The organism is Pseudomonas putida, from assembly GCF_050990305.1.
Taxonomy (GTDB): Bacteria; Pseudomonadota; Gammaproteobacteria; order Pseudomonadales; family Pseudomonadaceae; genus Aquipseudomonas; species Aquipseudomonas putida_AH.
In genome coordinates, this window is sequence record NZ_CP158817.1 from 4502948 (window position 1) to 4527880 (window position 24933).

4 protein-coding genes are annotated in these 24933 nt (G+C 63.8%); all 4 read right to left on the minus strand.

Features of this window, described 5'->3' with window-relative positions:
• Positions 1–7: 7 nt before the first annotated feature.
• The 4 genes from ABTV22_RS20210 to ABTV22_RS20225 all read right to left on the minus strand — a co-directional run bounded on the left by ABTV22_RS20210 (position 8) and on the right by ABTV22_RS20225 (position 24901).
• Complete coding sequence (locus ABTV22_RS20210; RefSeq protein WP_433736258.1) at positions 8–307, minus strand: DUF6124 family protein; 300 nt, start codon at positions 305–307, stop codon at positions 8–10.
• 569 nt (positions 308–876) lie between these two features.
• The gene (locus ABTV22_RS20215) at positions 877–1833 is read right to left on the minus strand and encodes an alpha/beta hydrolase (protein ID WP_433736259.1); all 957 of its coding nucleotides are present in this window, start codon (positions 1831–1833) and stop codon (positions 877–879) included.
• 236 nt (positions 1834–2069) lie between these two features.
• Positions 2070–13817: a non-ribosomal peptide synthase/polyketide synthase gene (locus tag ABTV22_RS20220; protein ID WP_433736260.1), complete on the minus strand. Its 11748-nt coding sequence runs from the start codon at positions 13815–13817 to the stop codon at positions 2070–2072.
• Positions 13817–24901: an amino acid adenylation domain-containing protein gene (locus tag ABTV22_RS20225; protein ID WP_433736261.1), complete on the minus strand. Its 11085-nt coding sequence runs from the start codon at positions 24899–24901 to the stop codon at positions 13817–13819. The genes ABTV22_RS20220 and ABTV22_RS20225 overlap by 1 nt, the downstream gene beginning before the upstream one ends.
• Positions 24902–24933: the final 32 nt, after the last annotated feature.

A 24933-nucleotide genomic window follows, 5' to 3' on the forward strand; every position in this document is an offset into this window, starting at 1 on the left:
ACATCGGCTACTGCGCCGACTCAATCCGATCCAACGCCCGATTCACCGCCAACTCCCCCAACATGATCACCTGAGCAATCCCCAACAACGTATTACGACTGCTCCCCTCCATGCGATCCGCCAGATCCAGGGTCATGACATTGGCCGACGCCAGCGATTCACAGGCATGGGCCAGCAGGGTTTCGGTGTCGAGGTCGGGGTTGACGATGAAGGTGGTGTCGAGGGTGCGGGGGGTGGCGTTGATGTCGGCGGCTGAGGGGATGCGATCGGGGTCGATTACCGGGGGATTGGGGGTTGGCTTGAACATAGATGAAACTCCATATGGGACTGATGGAGCCATCACCCTCGCTACCAAACGAGGGTGGTGACCATACGAAGGTTGGTAGACCGGCCCATATGGCAAACCCGGCGCACCCGAAGGTGCCCTGCGCATGGTCACCATAGAAAGGTGACGCTGTGCGCCATATCGGGACGGGCTACCAAACCCGATCGCTGTCTTTTTCAGCGACCGGCAAACGATAAAACCCGACCCCAAGGCGCACAAGCCGGCGGATTCTGGCGTAACCGTAGGCAACGACGCAAGAAACTGTGGCTTTCATGAAGTAACGCTGACAGCCGTTAAACAAGCTTTCCGGACGGAGCCTGCTCGCAAGATATTAGGTATCTGTAATGCCGCCATCGCGGGCAAGCCCACTCCCACAGTTACCGAGTCGTTCGCAAATGTTGTGTTCGGCAAAAATCCTGTGGGAGCAGGCTTGCCCGCGATGATGGCAGTGAACCCACCAAAAAGATCGCAGCCTGCGGCAGCTCCTACAGGAGAACGCATTCCAATGTAGGAGCTGCCGCAGGCTGCGATCTTTTGATCTTCTGTTGACTTCACAACCGCGACCGCACCCACCCCGCCACCTCGGCATGAATCCCCGCCACCTCCCCCAAAAACCCCGCCATGCGCAAAAAGTCATGGGTCATCCCCGGCTGCTCCAGCAACGTCACCTCATTCCCCGCCGCCCGCAGCCGCTCGGCATACGCCAGCCCTTCGTCATGCAACGGATCATGCCCGGCCAGGTACACCAGCGCTGGGGCCACACCCGACAGATCGTCCGCCAGCAAGGGCGAGCAGCGCCAGTCAGCGAGGTCTTCGGGGGTGCGCGCGTAGTGGCCGTAGAACCAATCCAACGTCGGCGTTTCCAGCAGGTAGCCTTCGGCGAAATCCCGGTGGGAGGCGCGGTGGGTGGTGGCGTCGGTGACCGGGTAGACCAGCAGTTGGGCCTTGGGTTTGAGGGTCAGTTCTTGCGGTTGGCGGACGGCGATCAGCGACAGGACGGTGGCCAGGGTTGCACCGACGCTGTCGCCGGCCAGTGCCACGCGTGTTGTGTCCAAACCATATGCAGCACCTTCGCGCACCAGCCAGTTGCCGGCGTCGCAAGCGTCCTGCACCGGGGTTGGAAATTTCCATTCTGGCGCCAGGCGGTAATCCACGGTCAGCAGGGCGAAGCCGCCCTGGGCGGCTAGGCGACGGCACAGTGCATCGTGGGAATCGAGGCTGCCGACCACGTAGCCGCCGCCGTGGAAGTACAGCATCACCGGTTGCAGGCCTTCGACTGTTGGGCCGTTGCGGTACAGGCGTGCGGGCAGGTTGTGGCCGTCGCGGGCGGGGATGGTGAAGTGTTCGCAGGTGATGGTGTCCAGTGGCGTGTCGAGGAAGCTTGAGGCGGCTTCGAAGTCGATGCGTGCCTGTTGCGGGGTTTGTTGGTGCATGGGGCGGCTTTTGCCGGTGAGGCGGCCGAATTCGGCGAGTTCGAGGAAGGCTTCGAGTTCTGGTAGTACGGGCATGGGGGGAATCCTTAAATAGATCGGCGAAAATAGGACCTGTAGGAGCGAGGCTTGCCCGCGAAGGCGATCTCGGGGACGCCTTCGCGGGCAAGCCTCGCTCCTACAAGGGGATTGTGTTTTAGGCGATGGCTTGGCGGCGCTCTAAAAGTTGTTCAAGCGCCTCCAAAAAAGCGGGCCTGCTGCGCAGTCCAACGGGGATAAATCCCCTCGCCACAGGTAAATCCCCAGGGCCATTTTTAGGCAGTGGCCGTGCGGTGTTCTAACAGCTGTTCAAGCTCGTCGAGCAATTGCTCGCCGCGCAGCAACTCGTAGTGCCCACCGGCCAGTAACCGATCCACACCGTGACGGCCGACCTGCGCCTCGAACACCCGGCGCTCGTCGTCACGCCCGGCCACCCACCAGCGGTGCGCCGCGACCTGCACTTTCGGCAGTCGCCGTTGCGCCAGGGCCAGTTGCTTGAGGGATGAACCGGTGGCAAAGATTTGCGTCAGCTCGCTCGCACCCAATGCTGCATGGCCGTTGGAGCCGTGCATGGCCGCTTCGATCACCACGGCGGCGCCGTCACGTTCGTTGAGATCGACGGTTTTCGAGGCAATCAGCGCCTGTGCCTCTTCAAACGGATGACCGAGGACAAACTTCAGGAAGTCCGCCAGATCTTCACGCCAGTCCCCCGCTTCCGCCGTGCCTGCCACGTAGCTGTCGACCAGCCCAGCGAAGGCCACCGCCTGACCTTGCGCCTCCAGTTCATGGGCCACCAACTGCGTCAGCGCACCACCCAGCGACCAGCCCAGCAAGTAGTACGGACCTTCCGGTTGCTGCACGCGAATCCGTTGCGCATAGGCCTGGGCCATGGCCAACAACGACTCATCCTGCCACTGCGGATCGAGCAGCATCCGGCATTGCAGGCCGTATACCGTGCGCCGGCCTTCCAGTCGCCGCGCCAGCGGTTCGTAGTCGAATACCGTGCCGAAACCGGCGTGCAGGCAGAACAGCGCAGGCACGTTGCCGACCCGGCCATTCAAGGCCAGCAACGGGTCCGGCGCGCTCGAAGCCTCGACGGCCTGATAACCGCTGAGTTCGGCGATGCACGGTTTCTGCATTAAATCCCGCAGCTTCAGTTCGAAGCCCAACTCAGGCTGGCTGCGCACCCGCGAGATGACCTTGAGCACCTGCAACGAATCACCGCCCAGTTCGAAGAAGTTGTCGTCGATGCCCACTTGCGGTACGCCGAGCACGGCTTGCCAGATCGAAACCAGCGCGGTTTCCAGGGCGTTGCGCGGTGCACGATAACCACCCAGCGCCCATTCCGGCTGCGGCAGTGCGCGGCGGTCAAGCTTGCCGTTGGCCGACAGCGGGAAGCGCTCCAGCACCAGGATCCGCGCGGGCACCATGTAGTCCGGCAGTTGTGCTTGCAGCTCGGCCTTCAAGCGACGATCCAGCCCGACCGCGCCAACCGCCACCACATAACCGACCAACTGTTTGCCGGTCGGCGTGTCGTGTACGACCACGGCGGCATCCTGCACATCGGCACAGTCGCGCAGGCGCGCTTCGATCTCGCCCAGTTCGATGCGGAAACCCCGAATTTTCACTTGCTGATCCAGCCGCCCGAGGTAGTCGAACAAGCCGCACTCACGCTGGCGCACCAGATCACCGGTGCGGTACATGCGCCCGCCAGCCTCGAACGGATCGGGAATGAAACGCTCGGCGCTCAGGCCCGGGCGCTGGTGATATCCACGGGCCAGACATTCGCCGCCCAAATACAGCTCGCCGCTGACGCCTACCGGCAACGGATTGAGATCGGCATCGAGGATGTACAGGCCACGCCCCGCCACCCCACGACCAATCGGCGCGTAAGCCGCTTCACAGCTTTCGCTGGCCTCGGCACGCCACAGCAGCGGTGTGACCACGGTTTCGGTCGGGCCGTAACCATTGACCAGACGCTGTGGACGCAACGCGCGCTTAACCTGTTCGAAGCTGGCATCCGGCACCGCGTCGCCGCCAAAGCAGTACACCTGCACCGCCGGCGGATTGCCCAGGCGTTCGGCCACTTCGGCCATCTGTTGCAGGTACGCCGGCGGGAAGCAGGCCACGGTGACGTTGTGGCGATGCAGCACTTGCAGGGTTTGTTCCGGGGTCCACAGGTTGTCCTCGCGGATCACCAGGCTGCCACCGGCCAGCAACACGCTGAGCCAGCGCTCCTGGGCACCGTCGAAAGCGAACGACATGAAATGCAGTTCGCGGCTGTGCGGGGCCAGTTCGTAGAGGTCGATGATGCTTCGGCAATGCCGGGCAATCGGTCCCCGCGCCACGGCCACGCCCTTGGGCTGGCCGGTGGAACCGGAGGTGTAGATCAGGTAGGCGAGATGCCCCGGCAGCGGGTTGGCAATCGGGCATGCAACGCCGTCGGCAACGTTCAGTTGATCGAGCAGCAAACGCGGCGGGCTGTCGGCCAGAGTCAGACGCTCACCCAGATCGCTGTCGCAAATCAGCAGGCTCGCCGCCGAATCGCCGAGCATGTAAGCCAGTCGTTCCGCTGGATACGCCAAGTCCAAAGGCAGATAAGCCGCACCGGCCTTGAGCACCGCAAGGAACGCGACAATCGTGCGTTCGGAGCGCGGCAATGCCACCGCCACCAGGCTTTCGGCGCCGATACCGCGAGCGATCAGTTCCCGCGCCAGACCGTTGGCCTGCACCTCAAGCTGTGCATAACTGACTTCGCGATCCTCGCAAAACAGCGCGACTTTCTCCGGCTGCTCAAGCACATGCCGATTGAAGCTCTCCAACAAATCAGCCTGATCATCAGACGCCTGCGGCAAGCTCAAACGCGCCTCGGGCAAACCGATATTGCCCAGCAGACAATCCGCATCCTCCGGCAACGCACGCAACAAACCTTCCAACTGTGCACGAATCCGCTCCACTTCCACCTCGCTGAAGCGATCACGCAGGTACAAATACTCGACTTCCAAACCTTCATCGTTGGCACTGACCATCAAGTCCATCGGGAAGTTGGTCACACCACCGCTGCCGACATCGGTAAAGCGCAACTCGCCCTCCTCACCGCCCTTCAAGGCACGATCCACCGGATGGTTCTCAAAGACGATGATGCTGTCGAACAGTCCCTGTCCGCCTTGCCCGGCCCAGCGTTGGATATCGGACAGCGGCGTGTGCTCGTAGTCGCGCACGCTCAGGTTGTAGTCCTGCAACTGGCGCAGCCACTCGCCCAGCCGTTGCTGCGGGTCGAGGGTCTGGATCACCGGCAAGGTGTTGATGAACAGCCCGAGCATGTCCTGCGCCCCGGCCAACCCCGTCGGACGCCCTGCCACCGTGGCGCCGAACGCCACACTGCGTTGACCACTGTGGCGTTGCAGCAACAACAGCCAGGCGCCTTGCACCAAGGTGTTCAAGGTCACGCGCTGACGCTTGGCGAAGCGGTGCAGCTTGCCCGTGGCTTGGGCGTCGAGGTCGCTGTACATTACGCCGTGGCCGGCGCCCGATGCCCCCGAAGCCTTGGCCAGAATGGTCGGTGCTTCAAGCTGCGCCAGGCGCTCGCGCCAGAAGCCTTCGGCCTGTGCGTCGTCCTGGCGTTGCAGCCAGGCGATGTAGTCGGCGTAACGACCGGTCAGTGCCGGCAGACTGTCGTGGTGATACAGGCGCAGCATCTCGCCCAGCAGACGTGACGCACTCCAGCCGTCCAGCAGCAGGTGGTGGTAGACCCAGATCATCTGGTAACGCGCCTCATCCAGGCGCACCAGCACGAAGCGCATCAGCGGCGGGCAGCTCAGGTCGAAGCCCTTGGCCTGCTCGGCTTCTGCCAGTTCGCGCAGCGCACGTTCTGTGTCCGTGCGTTCGCGCCAGTCGAGCTCTTCGATAGGCAACTCGACTTCGGCGAACACCGCTTGCAGCGGATCGGCCAAACCATCGTGCCAGCGGAAAGCCGCGCGCAGCACTTCGTGACGCTCGATCAACGCCTGCCAGGCCGCGCGGAAACGCGGCACCTGCAAGCCGTCGACCTCGACGCTCAACTGGTTGACGTAAGGGTTGAGTTCCGGTGAATCGAGGCAGTGGAACAACATGCCCTGCTGCATGGGCGACAGTGGATACAGATCCTGCAGACCTTCACGGGCCGCCCTATCGATGTGCGCTACAAGCGCAAAGGCTTCAACCTTCGGCGCTTCGACCAGCGTGGCTTCGCGGCTACTGGCCACCGCCGCGAGGGCACGAATGGTCTGCTGCTCGAACAACTGCTTCGGACTGAACACCAGCCCACGCTGCCCGGCGCGACTCACCGCTTGCAGGGAGATGATCGAGTCACCGCCCAGCTCGAAGAAGTTCTCGGTGACGCCCACCGACTCCAGACCCAGCAACTCCTTCCAGATCTCCACCAACAACGCTTCTGCGGGCGACGCAGCGGCCACCTGAGCCTCACGCTGGCGAGTCGCTTCAGGCGCCGGCAAGCCCTGACGATCCAGCTTGCCATTCGGCGTCAGCGGCAACGCCGCCAGGCACATCAAATGCGCCGGCAACATGTGCGCCGGCAACCGGCTGCGCAGGTGCGCGGTCAACGCGTCACGCAAAGCCTGTTCATCGGCCAGCGGATCGCGAGGCACCACGTAGCCAACCAACTGACGACCCGCCGGGCCGTCACGGTCAATCACAAAGGCCTCACGCACGCCTTCGTGTTCGACCAGGCAGGCTTCGATTTCACCCAGTTCGATACGGAAACCGCGAATCTTCACCTGCTGGTCGATCCGGCCCAGATATTCCACCACGCCATCGGCCCGGAACCGCGCCAAATCGCCACTGCGATACAGACGCCCACCCGGCACGAACGGATCAGGCACGAAACGTTCAGCAGTCAGCTCCGGACGTTGGTGATAACCACGGGCAACGCCCTCGCCGCCCAGGTACAACTCGCCCGCCACACCCACCGGCAATGGCTGCAAGCCGCCATCGAGAATGTAGGCACTGCGATTGCCCACCGGCCGACCAATCGGCATGAAGGCCGAGTCGAATTCGGTGTCCGGATAGGCCAGCCAGATCAGCGGCGTGATCACCGTCTCGGTCGGGCCATAGCCGTTGATCAGGCGCTTGGGTTGCAGTACCTGCTGCACTTCGTCAAACGCATGCTTGGCCATCCCCTCGCCGCACGGGGTGTAGGAGCGGATCGGCAGATCACGCCCGGCTTCGCCCATGAAATCGGCGATCTGCCCCAGATAAGTCGGGGTGAAGCAGGCGATGGTGATGCCGTGTTTTTCGATCTCGGCGCAGGTGCGCTCCACGCTCCACAACTCATCGTCGCGGGGTATCACCGCCGAACCGAACACCAGCGGGGTCAGCCAGCGTTCGTGGGCGCCGTCAAAGCTGATCGAGGCGAATTGCAGTTCGCGGTCGTCCGGGGTCATGCCGTACAGCTCGCCGATCTTCACGCAGTGCATGGCCAGCGGGCCGTGGGCCACGCTCACGCCTTTGGGCCGACCGGTGGAGCCCGAGGTGTAGATCAGGTAGGCGAGGTTTTCGCCGCAGGTCAGGTTGACCGGGTTGGTCTCGGGCATGGTCGCCTGCGGTTCGCGGTCGATGTCCAGCACTGGCAAGCCTTCGGGCAATGGCAGCTTTTCCCGCAGCCAGGATTGGCTGACCAGCAGGGAAATGCCGCTGTCCGCCATCAGATAACTCAGGCGCTCCGCCGGATAGGCCGGGTCCAGCGGCACGTAGGCGCCGCCGGCCTTGAGGATCGCCAGCAGGCCGATGATCATCTCGGGCGAACGCTGCATCGCCAGGCCGACCCGCACTTCCGGGCCGATGCCCAGTTCACGCAGGCGATGGGCCAACTGGTTGGCACGGCGATTGAGTTGGTCGAAGGTGAGCTCCAGATCGTTGAAGATCAGCGCCGTGGCATTCGGGCGAATCTCGGCCTGGGCTTCAATCAACTGATGCACGCACAAAGGGTTTTGCTCGGCGGTGAACGCCGGGTTCCATTCGATCAACTGTTGCGCACGCTCCGGCGGGGTCAGCAGGTCCAGTTCACTTAGGGCCGTCTGTGGCGCGGCAACCATCGCTGCCAGCAACGCCGCCAGGTGCTCGCTCATGCGCAAGATGGCGTCATGGCTGAAGTGGCTGCACTGGTAGCTCCAGTTCAGGCACAACTGGCTTTCGGCGGTGGCGGCAATGGTCAGCGGGAAGTTGGTGCGTTCGTGGTTCTGCGGGATGGAGAAGCTCAGGCCCGCCGGCGCGCCCTGTTGCAGCGCTTCGGCCACCGGGAAGTTCTCGAACACCAGCAGGCTGTCGAACAACGGCTCGCCGGCACGCCTGGCCCAGCGCTGGATGTCGCCCAGCGCGGTGAATTCGTGTTCACGCAGTTCCAGGTTCTGCGCCTGCAATCGGTTCAGCCATTGCTCGACGCTTTCCACCGCATCCGGGCTGCTGATCACCGGCAAGGTGTTGATGAACAGGCCGAGCTGGCTTTCCGCGCCCGGCAAGTCCACCGGACGCCCCGCCACCGTGGCGCCGAACGCGACGCTGCGTTGACCGCTGTAGCGTTGCAGCAGCAATGCCCAGGCGCCCTGTACCAGCGTGTTGAGCGTCACTTTTTGCTGACGGGCAAAATTGTTGAAGCGCTGGCTGGTGGCGACGTCGAAGGTCTGGCGAAGGTCTGAAAATTCAGTGTCCGAAGGATTGTTGTAGGCCAGGCTCTCGGCCAGCAGGGTCGGGTTATCCAGCGTCGCCAATTGCCCGCGCCAGAACAACTCATCAGCCTCGGCATCCTGACGCTGCAGCCAACCGATGTAGTCGGCGAAACGCCCGGTCGGCGCCTGCACTTGCTGCCCGGCGTAACGTTGCAGCACTTCGCTGAGCAGCAGCGAATTACTCCAGCCATCGAGCAACAGGTGGTGGTGGGTGTAGATCAGCTGCTGGCGTTCATCGTCCAGACGCACCAGTGCGAGCCGCATCAGCGGTGCACGGGTTGGGTCGAGTTGCAGGCGTTCGCTGTCGATCAGTTGCGCCAGCGCCTGTTGCTGATCGTCACGGCCACGCCAGTCGAGGCAGGTCATCGGCAGTTGCAAATGACGGTGCACCAGCTGTACCGGCGCTTCGAAACCTTCGGGGAAGTGGAAACTGCTGCGCAGGATGGCGTGACTGTCGAGCGCCGCTTGCCAGGCGCGGCCCAGACGTTCGGCATCCAAACCTCGGGCTTCGACGCTGAGCTGGTTCACATAGGCGCCGGATTCAGACTCGTACAGGCTGTGAAACAGCAGTCCCGCCTGCATTGGCGACAATGGATACAGATCCTCGATCTGCGCAGGCTTGACCGGCAAGCCATCGAGTTGCGCCTGAGTCAGACGCGCCAGCGGGAAGTCCGCCGGGGTCACGCCGCCCGCGCCCTCGCTCAGGCAATGCTCGATCAGCGCCAGTAATTGAGTGTGGAAGTCGGCGGCCAGCGTTTCGATCTCGCGGCGGTCGAAGCATTCGCGGCTGAAGGTCCAGTCCAGCTTCAGTTCACCGCCATACACCTGACCGTCCACCGACAGCCAGTTGGGCAGCGGTGCGTCCGCCGATTGCGCGGCGCCGCTGGACTCGCGAGCCGGGGTGAACAGCGCGTCTTCGGCGAAGCTCTGGTCGAACTGGCCGAGGTAGTTGAAGGTCACCCTTGCTTGCGGCAACGCGGCCAGCGCGGCTTGTGCGGTGGCATCGCCCATGTAGCGCAGCAAACCGTAGCCCAGGCCTTTGCCGGGGATTTCGCGCAATTGCTGCTTGATAGCCTTAATCGAACCCGCCAGATCGGCAGTCGGCGTCAGGCAAACCGGGAACAGGCTGGAGAACCAGCCCACGGTGCGCGTCAGGTCGATGTCGTCGAACAGGTCTTCGCGGCCATGGCCTTCGAGTTGGATCAGTGCCGATTCATGGCCGGTCCAGCGGCTGAGGGTGCGGGCCAGCGCGGTCAGCAGCAGGTCGTTGACTTGCGTGCGGTAGATCGCCGGGGCCTGTTGCAGCAATTGCGTTGTTTGTTCACGGGTCAGACCGATGCTGACGCCCTGACGAAGATGCCCAGCTTGGCTGGCCTGCGCATGGGCGGCGGGCAGCGAATCGCTGGCCCCGGCCAAATGGTCCTGCCACCAGTGCAATTCATTGTTGGCCGTTTCGGAACGTGCATAGGCCTCGAGTTTGTCCGCCCAAGTCTGGAATGCGCTGGTCTTCGGTGGCAGCTCCTGACCTTGATAGGCCGCCTGCAAATCTTCCAGCAGTACCCGCCACGAAACACCGTCCACCGCCAAATGGTGGATGACCAACAGCAAGCGTTGCGAACCGTCCGCCTGACCGATCAGCGCCACCCGCAGCAACGGCCCGTCTTGCAGGCTGAGGCTGCGCTGGGCTTCGTCGCACACCGATTCCAGCGAGGTATCGCTGGCCACGCGGGCAGTCCAGAGCATGTCGATGACGTCGGCACTGTCGGCACCGACGTAGCGCGCCGACCATTGACCATCGACCTGACTGAAGCGCAAGCGCAGGGCGTCGTGCTGCTTGAGCAAGCGTTGCAAGGCGCCTTGCAGGCGTGGCAGGTCGAGGGTTTCGCGCGGGGTCAGCAACACCGCCTGGTTCCAGTGGGCGCGTTGCGGGATCGGTTCTTCGAAGAACCAGCGCTGGATTGGCGTAAGTGTTTGCACACCGTCCACCGGCCCTTGTTGCGCCAGCGGTGCGGCTTGTTCCTTGACTACGGCGGCCAAGGCTTGCAGGGTTTGCTGCTGGAACAGGTCGCGCGGTTGCAGGCTCAGGCCGGCGCGGCGCGCACGGCTGACCACCTGAATCGAAATGATCGAATCGCCGCCCAGTTCGAAGAAGTTGTCCTGACGCCCGACCTGCTCGACGCCCAGAACGTCCTGCCAGATCTGCGCCAGGACTTTTTCATGCTCGCTGCGTGGCGCTTCGAAGGCGCGCTGGCTGATCTGTGCGGTCGGTGCCGGCAGGCGCTTGCGCTCCAGTTTGCCGTTGGGGCTCAGGGGCATTTGTTCGATCAGCACGGTCTGCGCCGGCACCATGTAGTCCGGCAGGCTAACGAGCAGATGGCTCTTCAGGGCTTCGCGCCACGCGCCTTGGCGTTCGGCATCGGCGCTAACCAGCGCACGATCCTGCGGCACGACGTAGGCCACCAGTTGCCTGCCGTTCGGGCTGTCGAGGGCCAGCACCACGGCCTCCTGCACTTCGGCGTGTTCTTGCAGCCGCGCTTCGATTTCCCCCAATTCGATGCGCAGGCCGCGAATTTTCACCTGATGGTCGATGCGCCCGCAGTAGTCGATGGCGCCGTCGGCGCGGTAGCGCGCCAGGTCACCGGTTCGGTACAGGCGCTCGCCGCTGCCGAACGGGTCGACCACGAAACGCTCGGCGGTCAGCGCACCGCGACGGTGGTAACCGCGCGCCAGGCCGACGCCGCCGAGGTACAACTCACCCACCGCACCCAACGGCAACGGTTGCAGTTCGCTGTCGAGGATCAGGGTGCGCAGGTTGGCGATCGGCCGACCGATCGGCACGCTGTCGCGTCCCTCTTCGACGCAGGTCCAATGGGTGACGTCGATGGCCGCTTCGGTCGGGCCATACAGGTTGTACAGGTTGGCTAGCGGCAGGCTGCGCAAGGTCTGGCGTTGCAGCTCCATCGGCAGCGCTTCGCCGCTGCAAATGATCCGGGTCAGTGAGGTGCAGGCCAGCGCTTCGTCGGCGGCGATGAAGGCCGAAAGCATCGACGGCACGAAGTGCAGCGTGGTGATCGCCTGTTCGATGATCAGCGCGGCGAGGCGTTGCGGGTCGCGATGTTCGCCGGGAGCTGCGATCACCAGCGTCGCGCCTTTCATCAGCGGCCAGAAAAACTCCCACACCGACACGTCGAAACTGAACGGCGTTTTTTGCAGCACGCGATCACTCGACTGCAAGTTGTAGGCGGCTTGCATCCACTCCAGGCGGTTGTGCAGCGCAATGTGGCGGTTGCCGGCGCCCTTGGGTTTGCCGGTGGAGCCGGAGGTGTAAATCATGTAGGCGAGGTTTTCGGCCAGCGCCAGATTGACGAGATCGGTAGCCGGCAGTTCGCTCAGCCAGTCGGCGTCCGCTTGCAGGCACAGGGTGCGCACGCTGTCCGGGGTCGGCAGTTGCGCCAGCAAATGGTCCTGGGTCAGCAACAGCGATATGCCGCTGTCCTCGATCATGTAGCTCAGGCGATCCCGGGGGTATTCCGGGTCCAGCGGCACGTAGGCGCCGCCGGCCTTGAGGATCGCCAGCAGGCCGACGACCATTTCGAAGGAGCGCTCGCAGGCGATGCCGACGATCACTTCCGGACCGACACCTTGGGTACGTAGGTGATGGGCCAGACGGTTGGCGCGCCGGTTCAGTTCGGCATAGCTCAGGCTCTGGCCCTGGAACACCAATGCCGTCGCGTCAGGGTTTTCGATGACCCGTTCTTCGAAATGCCGCTGTACGCAAACTTCTCCGGGATAGCTCGTGGCGGTGTCGTTGAGGTCATCGAGGATATGCAGGCGCTCGTCGGCGTCCAGCAACGGCAATTCGGCAATCGGGGTTTGCGGGTTAGCCAACACGCCGGCCAGCAAGTTGCGCCAATGCCGGGCCAGATGCTCGATGCGCTCGGCGTCAAACAGTTCGGTGGCGTAGGTCAGGCTGGCGAACAACTGGTCGCCCTCTTCCTGGGTGTCCAGTTGCAGGTCGAATTGGGTAGTGGGCGCCGTTGCGTTCAATGCTTCGACGCGCAGGCCGGCGAGCAAGCCACTGACCGCTGCCGGCCGGGCTTGCTGGTGATTGAACATCACCTGGAACAGCGGACTGTGGCTGAGGCTGCGCTCGCCTTGCAGCGCCTGCACCAGACGCTCGAACGGCAGGTCCTGATAGTCCTGGGCATCCAGCGACGCGGCGCGTGTCTGCTCCAACAACTGGCTGAACGGCAGACACCCATCTAGCTCGGCGCGCATCACCTGGGTATTGACGAAGAAGCCGATCAGGCGTTGGGTTTGCGCGCGGTTACGGTTACCGATGGGTACGCCGATGCGCAGGTCGGACTGGCCGCTGTAGCGGTAGAGCAAGGTCTGAAAACTCGCCAGCAACAGCATGAACGGCGTGACGCCGCGCTGCTTGGCCAGTGCCATCAAACCACTGGACAGTACGCTATCCAGGGCAAAATCCAGACGTGCACCCTGCTGACTCGGTTGCGCCGGGCGTGGGCGGTCGGTGGGCAGTTCCAACAGGGGTTGTTCGCCGCCGAGTTTCTCCTTCCACCAGTCCAGTTGACGCTCCAGCTCCCCCGCTTCCATCCATCGACGCTGCCACGCGGCATAGTCCGAATACTGAATCGGCAGCGCTTCCAGTTCCGCGCCATGCCCTTGGCAATGGGCGGCGTAGAGACGGGAAAACTCTTCCACCAGCACGCCCATCGACCAACCGTCGGTGACGATGTGGTGCAGGGTCAGCACCAGCACATGGTCCTCGGCATCCAGTTGCAGCAGGCTGACGCGCAGTAGCGGGCCGTGTTGCAGATCGAACGGCCGGGCGATTTCTTCTTCGACCTTTTTCATCGCCGACTCGAAAGGTTGCGGCTCGTCGCGCAAATCATGTTGCTCGATGGACAGCGAGGCGGACGACGCCAGTGTTTGCATCACTCGCCCGTCATCCTCGACGAAACGGCTGCGCAGGCTCTGGTGACGCTCCAGCAGCACGTCGAAGCTGTGTTGCAGCGCCAGCACATTCAGCGGACCTTGCAGGCGCAAGGCGGCGGGAATGTTGTAGGCGCTGCCTTGTGGATCGAGCTGCCAGAGGAACCATTGGCGTTGCTGCGCGTAAGACAGCTCGAAGGTCGCTAGTGGCTCGGCGGCGGGCGGGATCGGCAACTGGCCGAAGCTCACGCCCTGTTCCTGCATCTTCAGCAGAAATTCTCGGCGCTTGTCCGCAGGCAGGGCCGCAAAACGGGTGGCAATACGCTGGGCAGTGCTGTGTTCCATCAATTGAACTCCATCTCGTCCAAAAGCGACTCGAGCGCCTCCAGACGTGCATCGTTGTCAGTCGGGGCGTGTTGCCCGGCCAGGGCGGCATATGCCTGAAGGTCGTGGCTTTCGAACAGCGCGCGCAGCGGCAGCTCGATGCCCAGCTCCAGTTCCACGCGGGCACTGGCCTGGGCGGCGAGCAGCGAATGCCCGCCCAATTCAAAGAAGTTGTCGCGCCGGCCGATCCGGGCCACGCCCAGCACTTCGGCCCAGATCGCGGCCAGTTGCTGTTCGAGTTCGCCTTCGGGGGCTTCGAACGAGCGATTCCAGGCTTCGGCATCCGGCAGCGGCAAGGCCTTGCGGTCGAGTTTTCCGTTGCCGGTCAATGGCAGGTCGTCGAGCAGCAGCCAATGACTGGGCACCATGTAGTCCGGCAGATCGACCTTGAGCGCGGCGCGCATCTCGTCGCGCCAGATGGTCGGATCGGATGGGGTCTGTTCGGCCACCACGTAGGCGTACAGCTGTGGACCGCCGTCGCCGGCGTGCACGCTGATCACCGCCTGACGCACACCCGGTTGAGCGAGCACCGCCGCTTCGATTTCGCCCAACTCGATGCGGAAACCGCGAATCTTCACTTGCTGGTCGATGCGGCCCAGGTAATCGATGCTGCCGTCGCCGCGCTGGCGCGCCAGATCGCCACTGCGGTACAGACGCTGGGCCGGGTCGAACGGGCTCGGCACGAAGCGCTCGGCGGTCAGCCCAGAGCGCCCGTGATACCCCCGGGCCAGACCGGCGCCGGCGATGTACAACTCCCCCGCCACGCCCACCGGCACGGGTTGCAACTGGCTGTCGAGCAAGTACCAGCGCAGGTCGCGAATCGGCAGGCCGATGGGGCTTTGCGCCTTGGCGTCGAGGTCGACCCGGCTGATCGCGCGGTAGGTCACGTGCACCGTGGTTTCGGTGATGCCGTACATGTTCACCAAGGTCGGTTGCTGGTCGCCGAAGCGTTCGAACCATGGCCGCAGGCTGGCGACTTCCAGCGCTTCGCCGCCGAATATCACCTGACGCAGCGCCAGGTGTTGCGGGCTGGCGCAGGCAATCGGCAGCAACTGGCGGAACGCAGTCGGGGTCTGGTTCAACACCGTCACGCCTTCGTCGCAGAGCAGTTGGTGGAACGCCTGCGGCTCGCGGCTGATGTAGTACGGCACGATCACCAAACGCCCACCGGTGCACAGCGCACCGAACAGTTCCCATACCGAGAAATCGAAGGCGTAGGAATGGAACAGGGTCCAGACATCATCCGCGCCGAAGTTGAACTCGGCGGCGGTGGCGCTCAGCAGACGCCCGACGTTGCCATGGCTGAGCAACGCGCCCTTCGGCCGCCCGGTGGAGCCGGAGGTGTAGATGACGTAGGCCAGGTTGTCCGGGGTCGACAGGGTGGGCAGGTTGTCGCTGGCGTAGCCTTCCAGTGACAAGGACGTCAGGTCCAGCACTTGCACGTCGTCCCGGACCGGCAAGCCGTCAATCAGGTGCGACTGGGTCAACAGCAGCGCGATGCCGCTGTCTTCGATCATGTAGCTCAGGCGCTCGGCCGGGTATTGCGGGTCCAACGGCACGTAGGCGCCACCGGCCTTGAGGATCGCCAGCAAGCCAACCACCAGTGGAATCGCCCGCTCGGTGGCGATACCGACTTTCACTTCCGGGTCGACACCCTGCTCGCGCAGCTTGCGCGCCAGGCGGTTGGCCTGGGCGTTGAGGGCGGCGTAGCTCAGGTGCTCGCCTTCGTGGCTCAGGGCGATGGCGGTGGGTCGTTGTGCGGCTTGGGCTTCGAACAACTGATGAAGGGTTGGCGACTTCGGTTGTACCTCGAACACCGGGTTCCAGTGCTGGATCAAGTCGCCGTATTGCTGCGTTTGCAGCAGCGGCAGTTCGGCGATGCGCTGCTGCGGGTCGGCAACTACTGCGCGCAGCAGGTTCAGCCATTGTTCGGCGAAGCGCTGCATCGACGCTTCGTCGTACAGATCGGTGGCGTAGCTCAGGCTCGCGTCCAGCTCATCGCCCTGCTCTTGCGTATCGAGTACCAGGTCGAATTGCGCGGTGTGTTGCTGCCAGTGCAGGCGCTCGACCTGCAAGCCGGCCACGGTACGTTCGACGCTGGCCCCCAGCTGTTGCTGATGGTTGTAGAGCACCTGGAACAGCGGGCTGTGGTTGAGGCTGCGGTCCGGCTGCAAGGCATCGACCAGTTGCTCGACCGGCAGGTCTTGATGGGCTTGCGCTGCCAACGCGGTGCGTTTGACTTGCTGCAACAACGCGCTGAATGGTTGCTGCCCATCGATCTCGGCGCGCAGCACCTGGGTGTTGATGAAGAAGCCGATCAGGCCTTCGGTTTCCAGGCGTGAACGTCCGGCACTCGGCACGCCGACGCTGATGCCCGACTGCCCGCTCTGACGATGAAGCAAGGTCTGGAAACTGGCCAGCAACAGCATGAACAACGTCACTTGCTGCTCCTGCGCGCGCTGGTGCAGACCGGCGAGCAACTGGCGATCCACGTTGAGCGTCAGGCTGGCACCGCGCTCGCTGCGACGAGCCGGGCGGCTCAGTTCGCTGGGTAATTGCAGCAGTGCCTGGTTGCCGTCCAGTTGCTCACGCCACCAGGCCAGTTGTCGCGCGCCCTCTCCGGCTTCCAGCCAGTCGCGCTGCCAGCGGGCGTAATCGCTGTAGGCCACCGGCAGTGGTGCAAGGCCGGCTTCACGCTGTTCAACGGCCGCCTGATACAGCGCGCTGAATTCGTCGACCATCACCTGCATTGACCAGCCATCGGCGGCGATGTGGTGCACCGTGAGCACCAGCACATGGTCTTCGGCGCCCACTTGCAGCAACAGCACACGCCACAGCGGGCCGTGGCGCAGGTCGAACGGTTGGGCGATGGCGTCGGCCACGGCGCTGTTGATCGCCGATTCATCGATTGGCTGTTCGTTGAATTGCAACGGCAAGTCGATGTGTACCACCGAACGGACTTGCTGGCCGTCCTGTTCGAAGGTGGTGCGCAGGGTTTCGTGGCGGACTTGCAACTGCGCGAAGGCTTTACGCAAAGCCGCGCGATTGAGCGAGCCCTTGAGGCGCAGCGCCGCCGGAATGTTGTAGGCCGCGCTGTGCGGGTCCAGTTGCCAGAGAATCCACTGGCGCTGTTGGGCGTAGGACAAGATGCGCGGCAGATCGTCCGCTGCGCGTTGCAGCGGCGGTTGAGCGCTGGCCGTCGCTTGTGCGGCACGCTCGGCAAATGCCTTCAGGTTCGCGGCGGAGAACAGGCTGCTCACCGACAGTTCAAGTTGCAGTTGCTGGCGCACGCGGGAGATCACTTGCAGCACCAGCAACGAGTGCCCGCCCAGCTCGAAGAAGTTGTCGTCGCGGCCCACTTGCTCGACCTGCAAAACTTCCTGCCAGATCTGCGCCAGTTGCGTTTCCAGGCCTTCGACCGGGGCAATGAACGCGCGCTGTGCAGTGTTGGCGTGCGCCCGTGGCAAGGCCTTGCGGTCGAGCTTGCCGTTGTTGTTCAGCGGCAGTTTGTCCAGCAGGACGATGTGGTTGGGCACCATGTAGTCCGGTAGCGACTGGCGCAGCGCGGCTTTAAGGCCTTCCAGATAAACCGCTTGGCAAACCAACGTGCCGCTGGCCACGACATAGGCCACCAGCTGCGTGCCGTCCTGGGCGATGACGGCGGCTTCGCGTACGTCATCCCGGGCTTGCAGGCAGGCTTCGATCTCGCCCATTTCGATGCGCAAACCGCGAATCTTCACCTGATGGTCGATGCGCCCGACGTATTCAAGATCGCCGTTGGCGTTGTAGCGCGCCAGGTCGCCGCTGCGGTACAGCCGCGCCCCCGGTTCGCGGGCAAACGGGTCCGGCAGGAAGCGTTCGGCGGTCAGTGCCGGTCGGTTGAAGTAGCTTTGCGCCAGGCAGGCCGGGGCGCCGATGCACAATTCGCCGACGCCCTCGGCAGGCAAGAGTTGACCGGCCGAATCCAGTACGTACAGCGAACGCCCGGCGATGGCGTGACCGATGGGAATGCCGAAAGCGTCGCTGGCATCGCTCAACTGGCACTCGTGAACGCTGGACACCACCGTCGCCTCGGTCGGGCCGTAGGTGTTGAGCAGGCGCACGTGGCTCAGGCCGGCCTGATGCCACAGGCGCAGGCCTTCCACCGACATCGCTTCGCCGCCGACGTGGACTTGGCGCAAGTTGCCGAGGTGTTGCACCGTGCCGCTGGCGCATTCGCGGGCCAGCAGGAACCAGTAGGCGGCGGGCAAGTCGGCGACGGTCACGCCTTGTTCGACGATTTCGCTGGCCAGTCGGCCGGCGTCCCACAGGTCGTCGCCGCGCATGATCAGTGCCGCGCCGACGCAGAGTGCCGGGAAGCATTGTTCGACGAAGCCGTCGAAGCTGAAGGTGGCGAATTGCAGGACGCGGTCGGTGGACGACAGGTTTGAGTAGTCGGCGGCGGTTTGGCAGAACTCGCGCAAGGCGGCGTGGGTGATGGCGACGCCTTTGGGTTGGCCGGTGGAGCCGGAGGTGTAGATGATGTAGGCCAGATCTTCGGTGGCTGGGCGGACGCTATCGTCGGAACGCCGCCCGGAGACAAGCTCGGCTCCTACAGGGGGCATGTCGGTCACCGTGCCAAGGCGCGACACAAAAAACTGTAGGAGCGGGCTTGCTCGCGAAGAGGCCGGTACATTCAACATAGATGTCGACTGTAAGGCCGCCTTCGCGAGCAAGCCCGCTCCCACAGGGGTTGTGGTGTCTTGGGAGTCGTGCAGCAGCAGGTCCAGGCGGCTGTCTTCGATCATGTAGGACAGGCGTTCGGTGGGGTATTTCGGGTCGAGGGGGATGTAGGCGGCGCCGCTTTTCAGGACGGCCAGCAGGCTGACGATCAGTTGCGGGCCGCGACGCATGGCCAGGCCGACACGCTTGCCGGGGCCGGCGCCGTGGTCGATCAGACGTTGGGCCAGGTGGTTGGCTTGAGCATCGAGTTCAGCGTAGGTGAGGGTTTGACCTTCGACCTGCAACGCCAGTGCATCCGGATGGGCAGCGGCTTGCTCGGCGATTTGTTCGTGGGCCAGCAGCGTTGTGGATAACTCGATTGCCGGTGGTTGGCTGATCGCGAGTACCGTGTTTTTGCTGTCGACGTCGAGCAGCTCCAATGAGCCCAACGCGGCGTCCGGCGCCATCATCAGTTGCGTCAGCAGCTGCTGCAAACTGGCCGATAGCTGGGCGATTTGTTTGGCGCTGAACCGCGCCGCGTCGTAGCTGAACTCAAGGCCCAGGCCTTCGCCCAGTTCGACGCCGAGGGTCAGCGGATAGTGGGTGCGCTCGTGGTTGTGCAGGTTGCCGAACGACAGCCCGGCCGGCGCGCCTTGTTTCAGCACTTGGGCCACAGGGAAGTTTTCGAACACCAGTAGGCTGTCGAACAGTGCCGCCCCCTGTTGCCCCGCCCAACCTTGAATGTCGTACAGCGGCACCTGTTCGAACTCGCGCATGGCCAAGTTCAGGCCTTGCAGTTCGCCCAGCCATTGGCTGACGGTTTGGTCCGGCTTGATCGCGCACACCAGCGGCAAGGTGTTGATGAACAGGCCGAGCTGCTCCTCGATCCCCGGCAACGGCGCGGAACGCCCGGCCACGGTGGCGCCGAACACCACGCAATCCTGGCCGGTATAGCGTTGCAGCAACAGGCTCCATGCCGCTTGCAGCAGGGTATTGAGGGTGACTTTCTGCTCGCGGGCGAACTCGGCCAGACGTTGGGTCGCGCGGCTGTCGAGACTTGCGTGATGTTCGCCAGTACCCTCGCCGCCCACCGGTGGACGCAGGGCTTCGGCCAGCAACGTCGGGGTTTCCAGTGGTGTCAGCGCGGCTTTCCAGAACTGCTCGCCCGCCTCGGCCGATTGCTGCTGCAACCAGCCCAGGTAATCGCGGTATTGCCCGGTGGGCGTCGGCAGCGATTGGCCGGCGGCGTAGTGCTGGATCACTTCGGCCAACAACTGCGCGTTGCTCCAGCCGTCCATCAGGATGTGATGGCTGGTGTAGATCAGGTGCCAGTCATTGGCGTCGGTGCGCACCAGCTTCAGGCGAAACAGCGGTGCCGTGCCCAGCTCGAAACCTTGGGCGCGTTCGGCGGCGGCCAGTGCATCGGTATCGGTGGCTTCCAGCACTTCGAGGGGCAACGCGACCTGACGGGTAATCGCCTGATGCGCGGTGTCCAGGCCTTGCCAGTGGAAGCTGCTGCGCAGGATGGCGTGGCGTTCGATCGCAGCTTGCCAGGATCGGGCGAAACGCTCGGTGTCCAGGCCGCCGATATCGAGGCGCAACTGGCTGATGTAGGCGCCGACCTCGGGTTCGTGCAGGGTGTGGAAGAGCATGCCCTGCTGCATCGGCGACAGCGGGTACAGGTCTTCGAGAGTGGCGACAGCCAACGGCAGTGCGTCGAGTTGCACCTGATCGATGCGCGCCAGCGGGAAGTCCGATGGCGTGGCCTGCGGTGACTCAAGGGCACAGCAGTGCTCGATCAGTGCGCTGAGTTCCTGGGCGTAGTCGTCGGCCAGACGCTGGATGGTCGCGATGTCGAACATTTCGCGGCTGAAGCCCCAGCTCAGGGACAGCTCGCCGCCGTAGACCTGCCCCTCGACCACCAGCCAGTTGCCCAGCGGTGCCTTTGGATCTTGCGCGATGCCGTTGCCTTCGCTGGAGGGGGTGAACAGTGCGCCCTCATCGAACTGACGGTCGAACTGCCCCAGGTAGTTGAAGGTGATGCGCGGTTGCGGCAGAGCCGCCAATTCGGCGCGGGTCTGTGCGCTGCCGAGGTAGCGCAGCGCGCCGTAGCCCAAACCTTTTTCCGGAACGTTGCGCAGTTGTTCCTTGATGGCTTTGATCGAGGCGCCGAGATCGACGCCAGGCTTGAGATTGACCGGAAACAGGCTGGTGAACCAGCCGACGGTGCGGGTCAGGTCGATGTCGTCGAACAGGTCTTCGCGGCCGTGGCCTTCGAGCTGGATCAGCGTGCTGCCCTGCCCGCTCCAGCGGCACACGGCGCGGGCCAGGGCGGTCAGCAGCAGGTCGTTGACTTGGGTGCGGTAGACCGCCGGGGCCTGTTGCAACAGCTGGCGGGTTTGTTCGGTGTTGAGCTTAATTTCGAGTTTGTGTTCGAAACGGTTTTCCAGCGCGCCGTTCGGGCGTTCGCACGGCAGATCGATGGGGGCGTCTTGCAGTTGGGTCTGCCAGTGCTCGAGGCTGTTTTCGAAGGCCGGAAGGTGATCCTGCAAACGTGCGATCCAGCGTTGGTAGCTGCTGGTTTTCGCAGGCGCTTGCGCGCCGTTGTAGAACTGCTGGAGGTCTTCGAGCAACACGCGCCAGGACACGCCGTCCACGGCCAGGTGGTGAACCACCAGCAGTAATCGTTCGCTGCCGTCGGCCAGGGCGACATGCAATGCACGCAGCAATGGGCCGTTCTGCAAGTCGAGGCTGCGCTGGGCGTCATCGCACAGTGTGTTCAGCGCTTGGGCCGATGACACTTCACGGCGCCACAGCACCGAATCGGTAGTCGGCGCGGCATAGGCTTGCTGCCAGTCGCCGTCGGCCTGTTGATAACGCAGGCGCAGGCTGTCGTGATGGGTCAACAGTTGTTCCAGGGCGCGCTCCAGCGTCTCGACGTTCAACGGCACTCGCGGCACCAGCAACAGCGATTGGTTCCAGTGCTGACGCTCGGGGATCTTTTGCTCGAAGAACCACTGTTGCACGGGTGCCAGCGCTACCGCGCCAACCGCCGGGCCTTGGTCGATCTGGGCTAGTTCGCCGCTACGAGCGGCTTGCGCCAGGCTGCGAATGGTCTGGTGCTGGAACAGGTCCTTGGGACTGAGGACGATGCCGGCCTGACGGGCGCGGCTGACCACTTGCATGGAGACGATGGAGTCGCCGCCCAGTTCGAAAAAATTGTCCTCCAGGCCGACGTTGTCGATGGTCAGCACGTCCTGCCAGATCGCCGCGAGGGATTTTTCCAGTTCGCTGCGCGGCGCAACGTGTTTGTGTTGTTGGGTGCTGCCGTCAACAGCCGGCAGGGCTTTGCGGTCGAGCTTGCCGTTGGGTGTCAGCGGCAGGTGGTCGAGGAATAGCAGGAAGGCCGGGACCATGTAGTCCGGCAGATGCTGACGCAGGGCTGCTTTCAAGGACTCTCGCAGGCTCGTCTGCGCGTCGTCATCATCGAGCAACGCCGCATCGCTGGGCACGATCCAGGCCACCAGTTGCTGACCGCTGGCACCATCCTGAGCCAATACCGCCAATTCGCACACCACGTCCTGTTGCAGCAGCCGTGCCTCGATTTCGCCCAGCTCGATACGGAAACCGCGCACCTTGACCTGATGGTCGATGCGGCCGACGTATTGCAGGCTGCCGTCGGCTTGATAACGGGTCAGGTCGCCGGTGCGATACAGGCGCTCGCCTGTGTTGGAGAACGGATTCGGTACGTACTTCTCGGCGGTCAGGCCCGGTCGCGCCAGATACCCACGGGTGATGCCGGCGCCGCTCAGGTACAGCTCGGCGGACACGCCTTGGGGCACCGGTTGCAGGTCGGCGTCCAGCAAGTAGCTGGCGGTGTGCTTGAGTGGGTGGCCGATGTTGGCGCGACCGCCAACTTCGCGGCGGGTCCAGGTGGAATAGGTGGTGTCTTCCGAGGGGCCGTAGAGGTCGTAGACGTGCTCGACGGTCGATTGCTGATAGAGCGCGTCCACCAGGCTTTGCTTCAACGGCTCACCGGCCAGGTTGATGATGCGCACGCTCGACGGGATTTGGCCGTCGCGCTGCAACGCGTTGATCGCCGACGGCACGGTGTTGATCAGGCGTACCTGATTCCGGGCCGGCAGCAGCGGCAGTTCCAGGGCGTTGCGGGCGATGATCACCGAGCCACCGTTGGCCAGGGTCACGAACAGCTCCCACACCGACAAGTCGAAGCACACCGAGGTCGAGGCCAGCACGCCTTGAATGTCGTCGCGGCTATACACCGTTTGCGACCAATCGATCAGCGCCAGTACGTTGCGATGGGCAATGGCCACGCCCTTGGGCTTGCCGGTGGAGCCGGAGGTGTAGATCACGTAGGCCAGGTTGTCGGGCGTGACGTGGGTGGTCGGGGCGCTGATCGGGTCATTCGCCAGTTCGATGTTGTCGAGCAGCAACAGGGTTGTTCCGTCCGGCACGGCCAGTGTCGCGGCGACCGATTGTTCGGTCAGCAGCACCCGTGCGCGACTGTCTTCAAGCATGTAGGCGACGCGGTCCGCCGGGTAATCCGGGTCCAGCGGCACGTAGGCGCCGCCGGCCTTGAGCACCGCCAGCAAAGCGACCAGCAGCTGTTCGGAACGCTGCATGGCCACGCCGACCCGCACTTCCGGGCCGACACCGAGTTCGATCAGTTTGTGCGCCAGGCGGTTGGCCTGGGTGTCGAGTTCGCGATAGGTCAGTTGCGTGGTGTTGAACGTCGCGGCCAGTGCATCCGGGGTGGCCGCGACTTGCTGCTCGATCAGTTCATGAATGCACAGGTCCTGTTCGAAGCTGTCGTCGGCAGAGTTCCAGTCATGGACGATGCGCTGGTATTCAGCCTGCTCCAGCATCGGCAGGTCGCTGATGCGTTGCGATGCGTCGCTCACCATGCCTTGCAGCAGGTGCGTCCAGTGCTGCGCCATGCGCGCGATGGTCGCCGCGTCGAACAGGTCGTTGGCGTAGGTCAGTGCGGCGTGCAACTTGCCACCCTTCTCGTACGTATCCAGAGTCAGGTCGAACTGGGTGGTGCGCCCCTGCCATTCGATCGCGCTCAGCGCTAGGCCGGATTGCGTGGTGACGGTGGAAATGTCCGCCACCTGCGGCTGGTGGTTGTACATCACTTGGAACAGCGGCGTGTGGCTGAGGCTGCGCTCCAGTTTCAGCGCTTCCACCAAACGCTCAAACGGCAGGTCCTGATGGGCCTGGGCGCCGAGGGCGGTATCTTTGATTCGTTGCAGCAGCTCGTCAACCCGGGTCTGGCCATCCAGCTGGGTGCGCAGCACCTGGGTGTTGACGAAGAAGCCGATCAGGCCTTCGATTTCGGCGCGGTTGCGGTTGGCAATCGGCACGCCGACGCGGATGTCACTCTGCCCGGTGTAACGATGCAGCAGCACGTTGAAGGCGCCGAGCAGCAGCATGAACAGAGTGATGTTGTGTTTCTGCGCGGTGGCCCGCAGTTGTTCGGCCAGTTGCCCGTCGACGGCGAACTCGAAGCGGGTGCCGCGAAAGCTCGGCATCGCCGGGCGCGGGTGATCGGTGGGCAGTTCCAGCACCGGATGCTCGCTGCCCAGTTGCGCCTGCCAGTACTCCAGTTGGCGAGCCTGCTCGCCCGCCTCCAGCCAGCGGCGCTGCCACAGGGCGTAGTCGCTGTACTGGATCGGCAGGGGCGGCAATTGCGGTTGCGCGTCGGCATCGAAGGCGTCGTAGCAGCGGATGAATTCGTCGATCAGCACGTTCATTGACCAGCCGTCGGAGACGATGTGGTGCAGGGTCAGCAGCAGCACGTGTTCCTGTTCGGCGAGCTTGAGCAAGGTGACGCGTAGCAGCGGACCGGTTCCCAGGTCGAACGGCTGCACCGATTGCTGTTCGGCTGCTTGAGCGACTGCCCGTTCACGCCCTGCGGCCGGCAGCGTGCTGAAATCCACCTGATCGATCACCAACGGCGCCGTCGCCGGCATTTGCAACAAGCTGTCATCGGCCTGCGAGACAAACACCGTGCGCAAGGTTTCGTGACGCGCCACCACGCTGGCGAAGGCCTGCTCCAGTGCAGGCAGGTTCAGGCGACCGGTCAGGCGCACTGCACCCGGCAGGTTGTAGGCGCCGCTGTGCGGGTCCAGTTGCCAGAGGAACCACATGCGTTGCTGGGCATAGGACAGTGCCTGGCGGTCCTCGGCCTCGACCCCGGCAGGAATCGGAAACCGGGCGAACTCCACGCCCTCCTTGTTCAAGGCCGCAAGGAACATCTGGCGCTTTTGCAGGGGCAACCCGATAAACCGGCGAGCAAGTTTCAAGGCGTCTTCAGCATTCATTTCTGGGTATCCGGATCAGTGGCGGGAAGCAC

Excerpts from the sequence above, each read along its gene's own strand:
- ABTV22_RS20210 (WP_433736258.1), bottom strand. The coding sequence starts at position 307 with ATGTTCAAGCCAACCCCCAATCCCCCGGTAATCGACCCCGATCGCATC.
- ABTV22_RS20215 (WP_433736259.1), bottom strand. The coding sequence starts at position 1,833 with ATGCCCGTACTACCAGAACTCGAAGCCTTCCTCGAACTCGCCGAATTC.
- ABTV22_RS20220 (WP_433736260.1), bottom strand. The coding sequence starts at position 13,817 with ATGGAACACAGCACTGCCCAGCGTATTGCCACCCGTTTTGCGGCCCTG.
- ABTV22_RS20225 (WP_433736261.1), bottom strand. The coding sequence starts at position 24,901 with ATGAATGCTGAAGACGCCTTGAAACTTGCTCGCCGGTTTATCGGGTTG.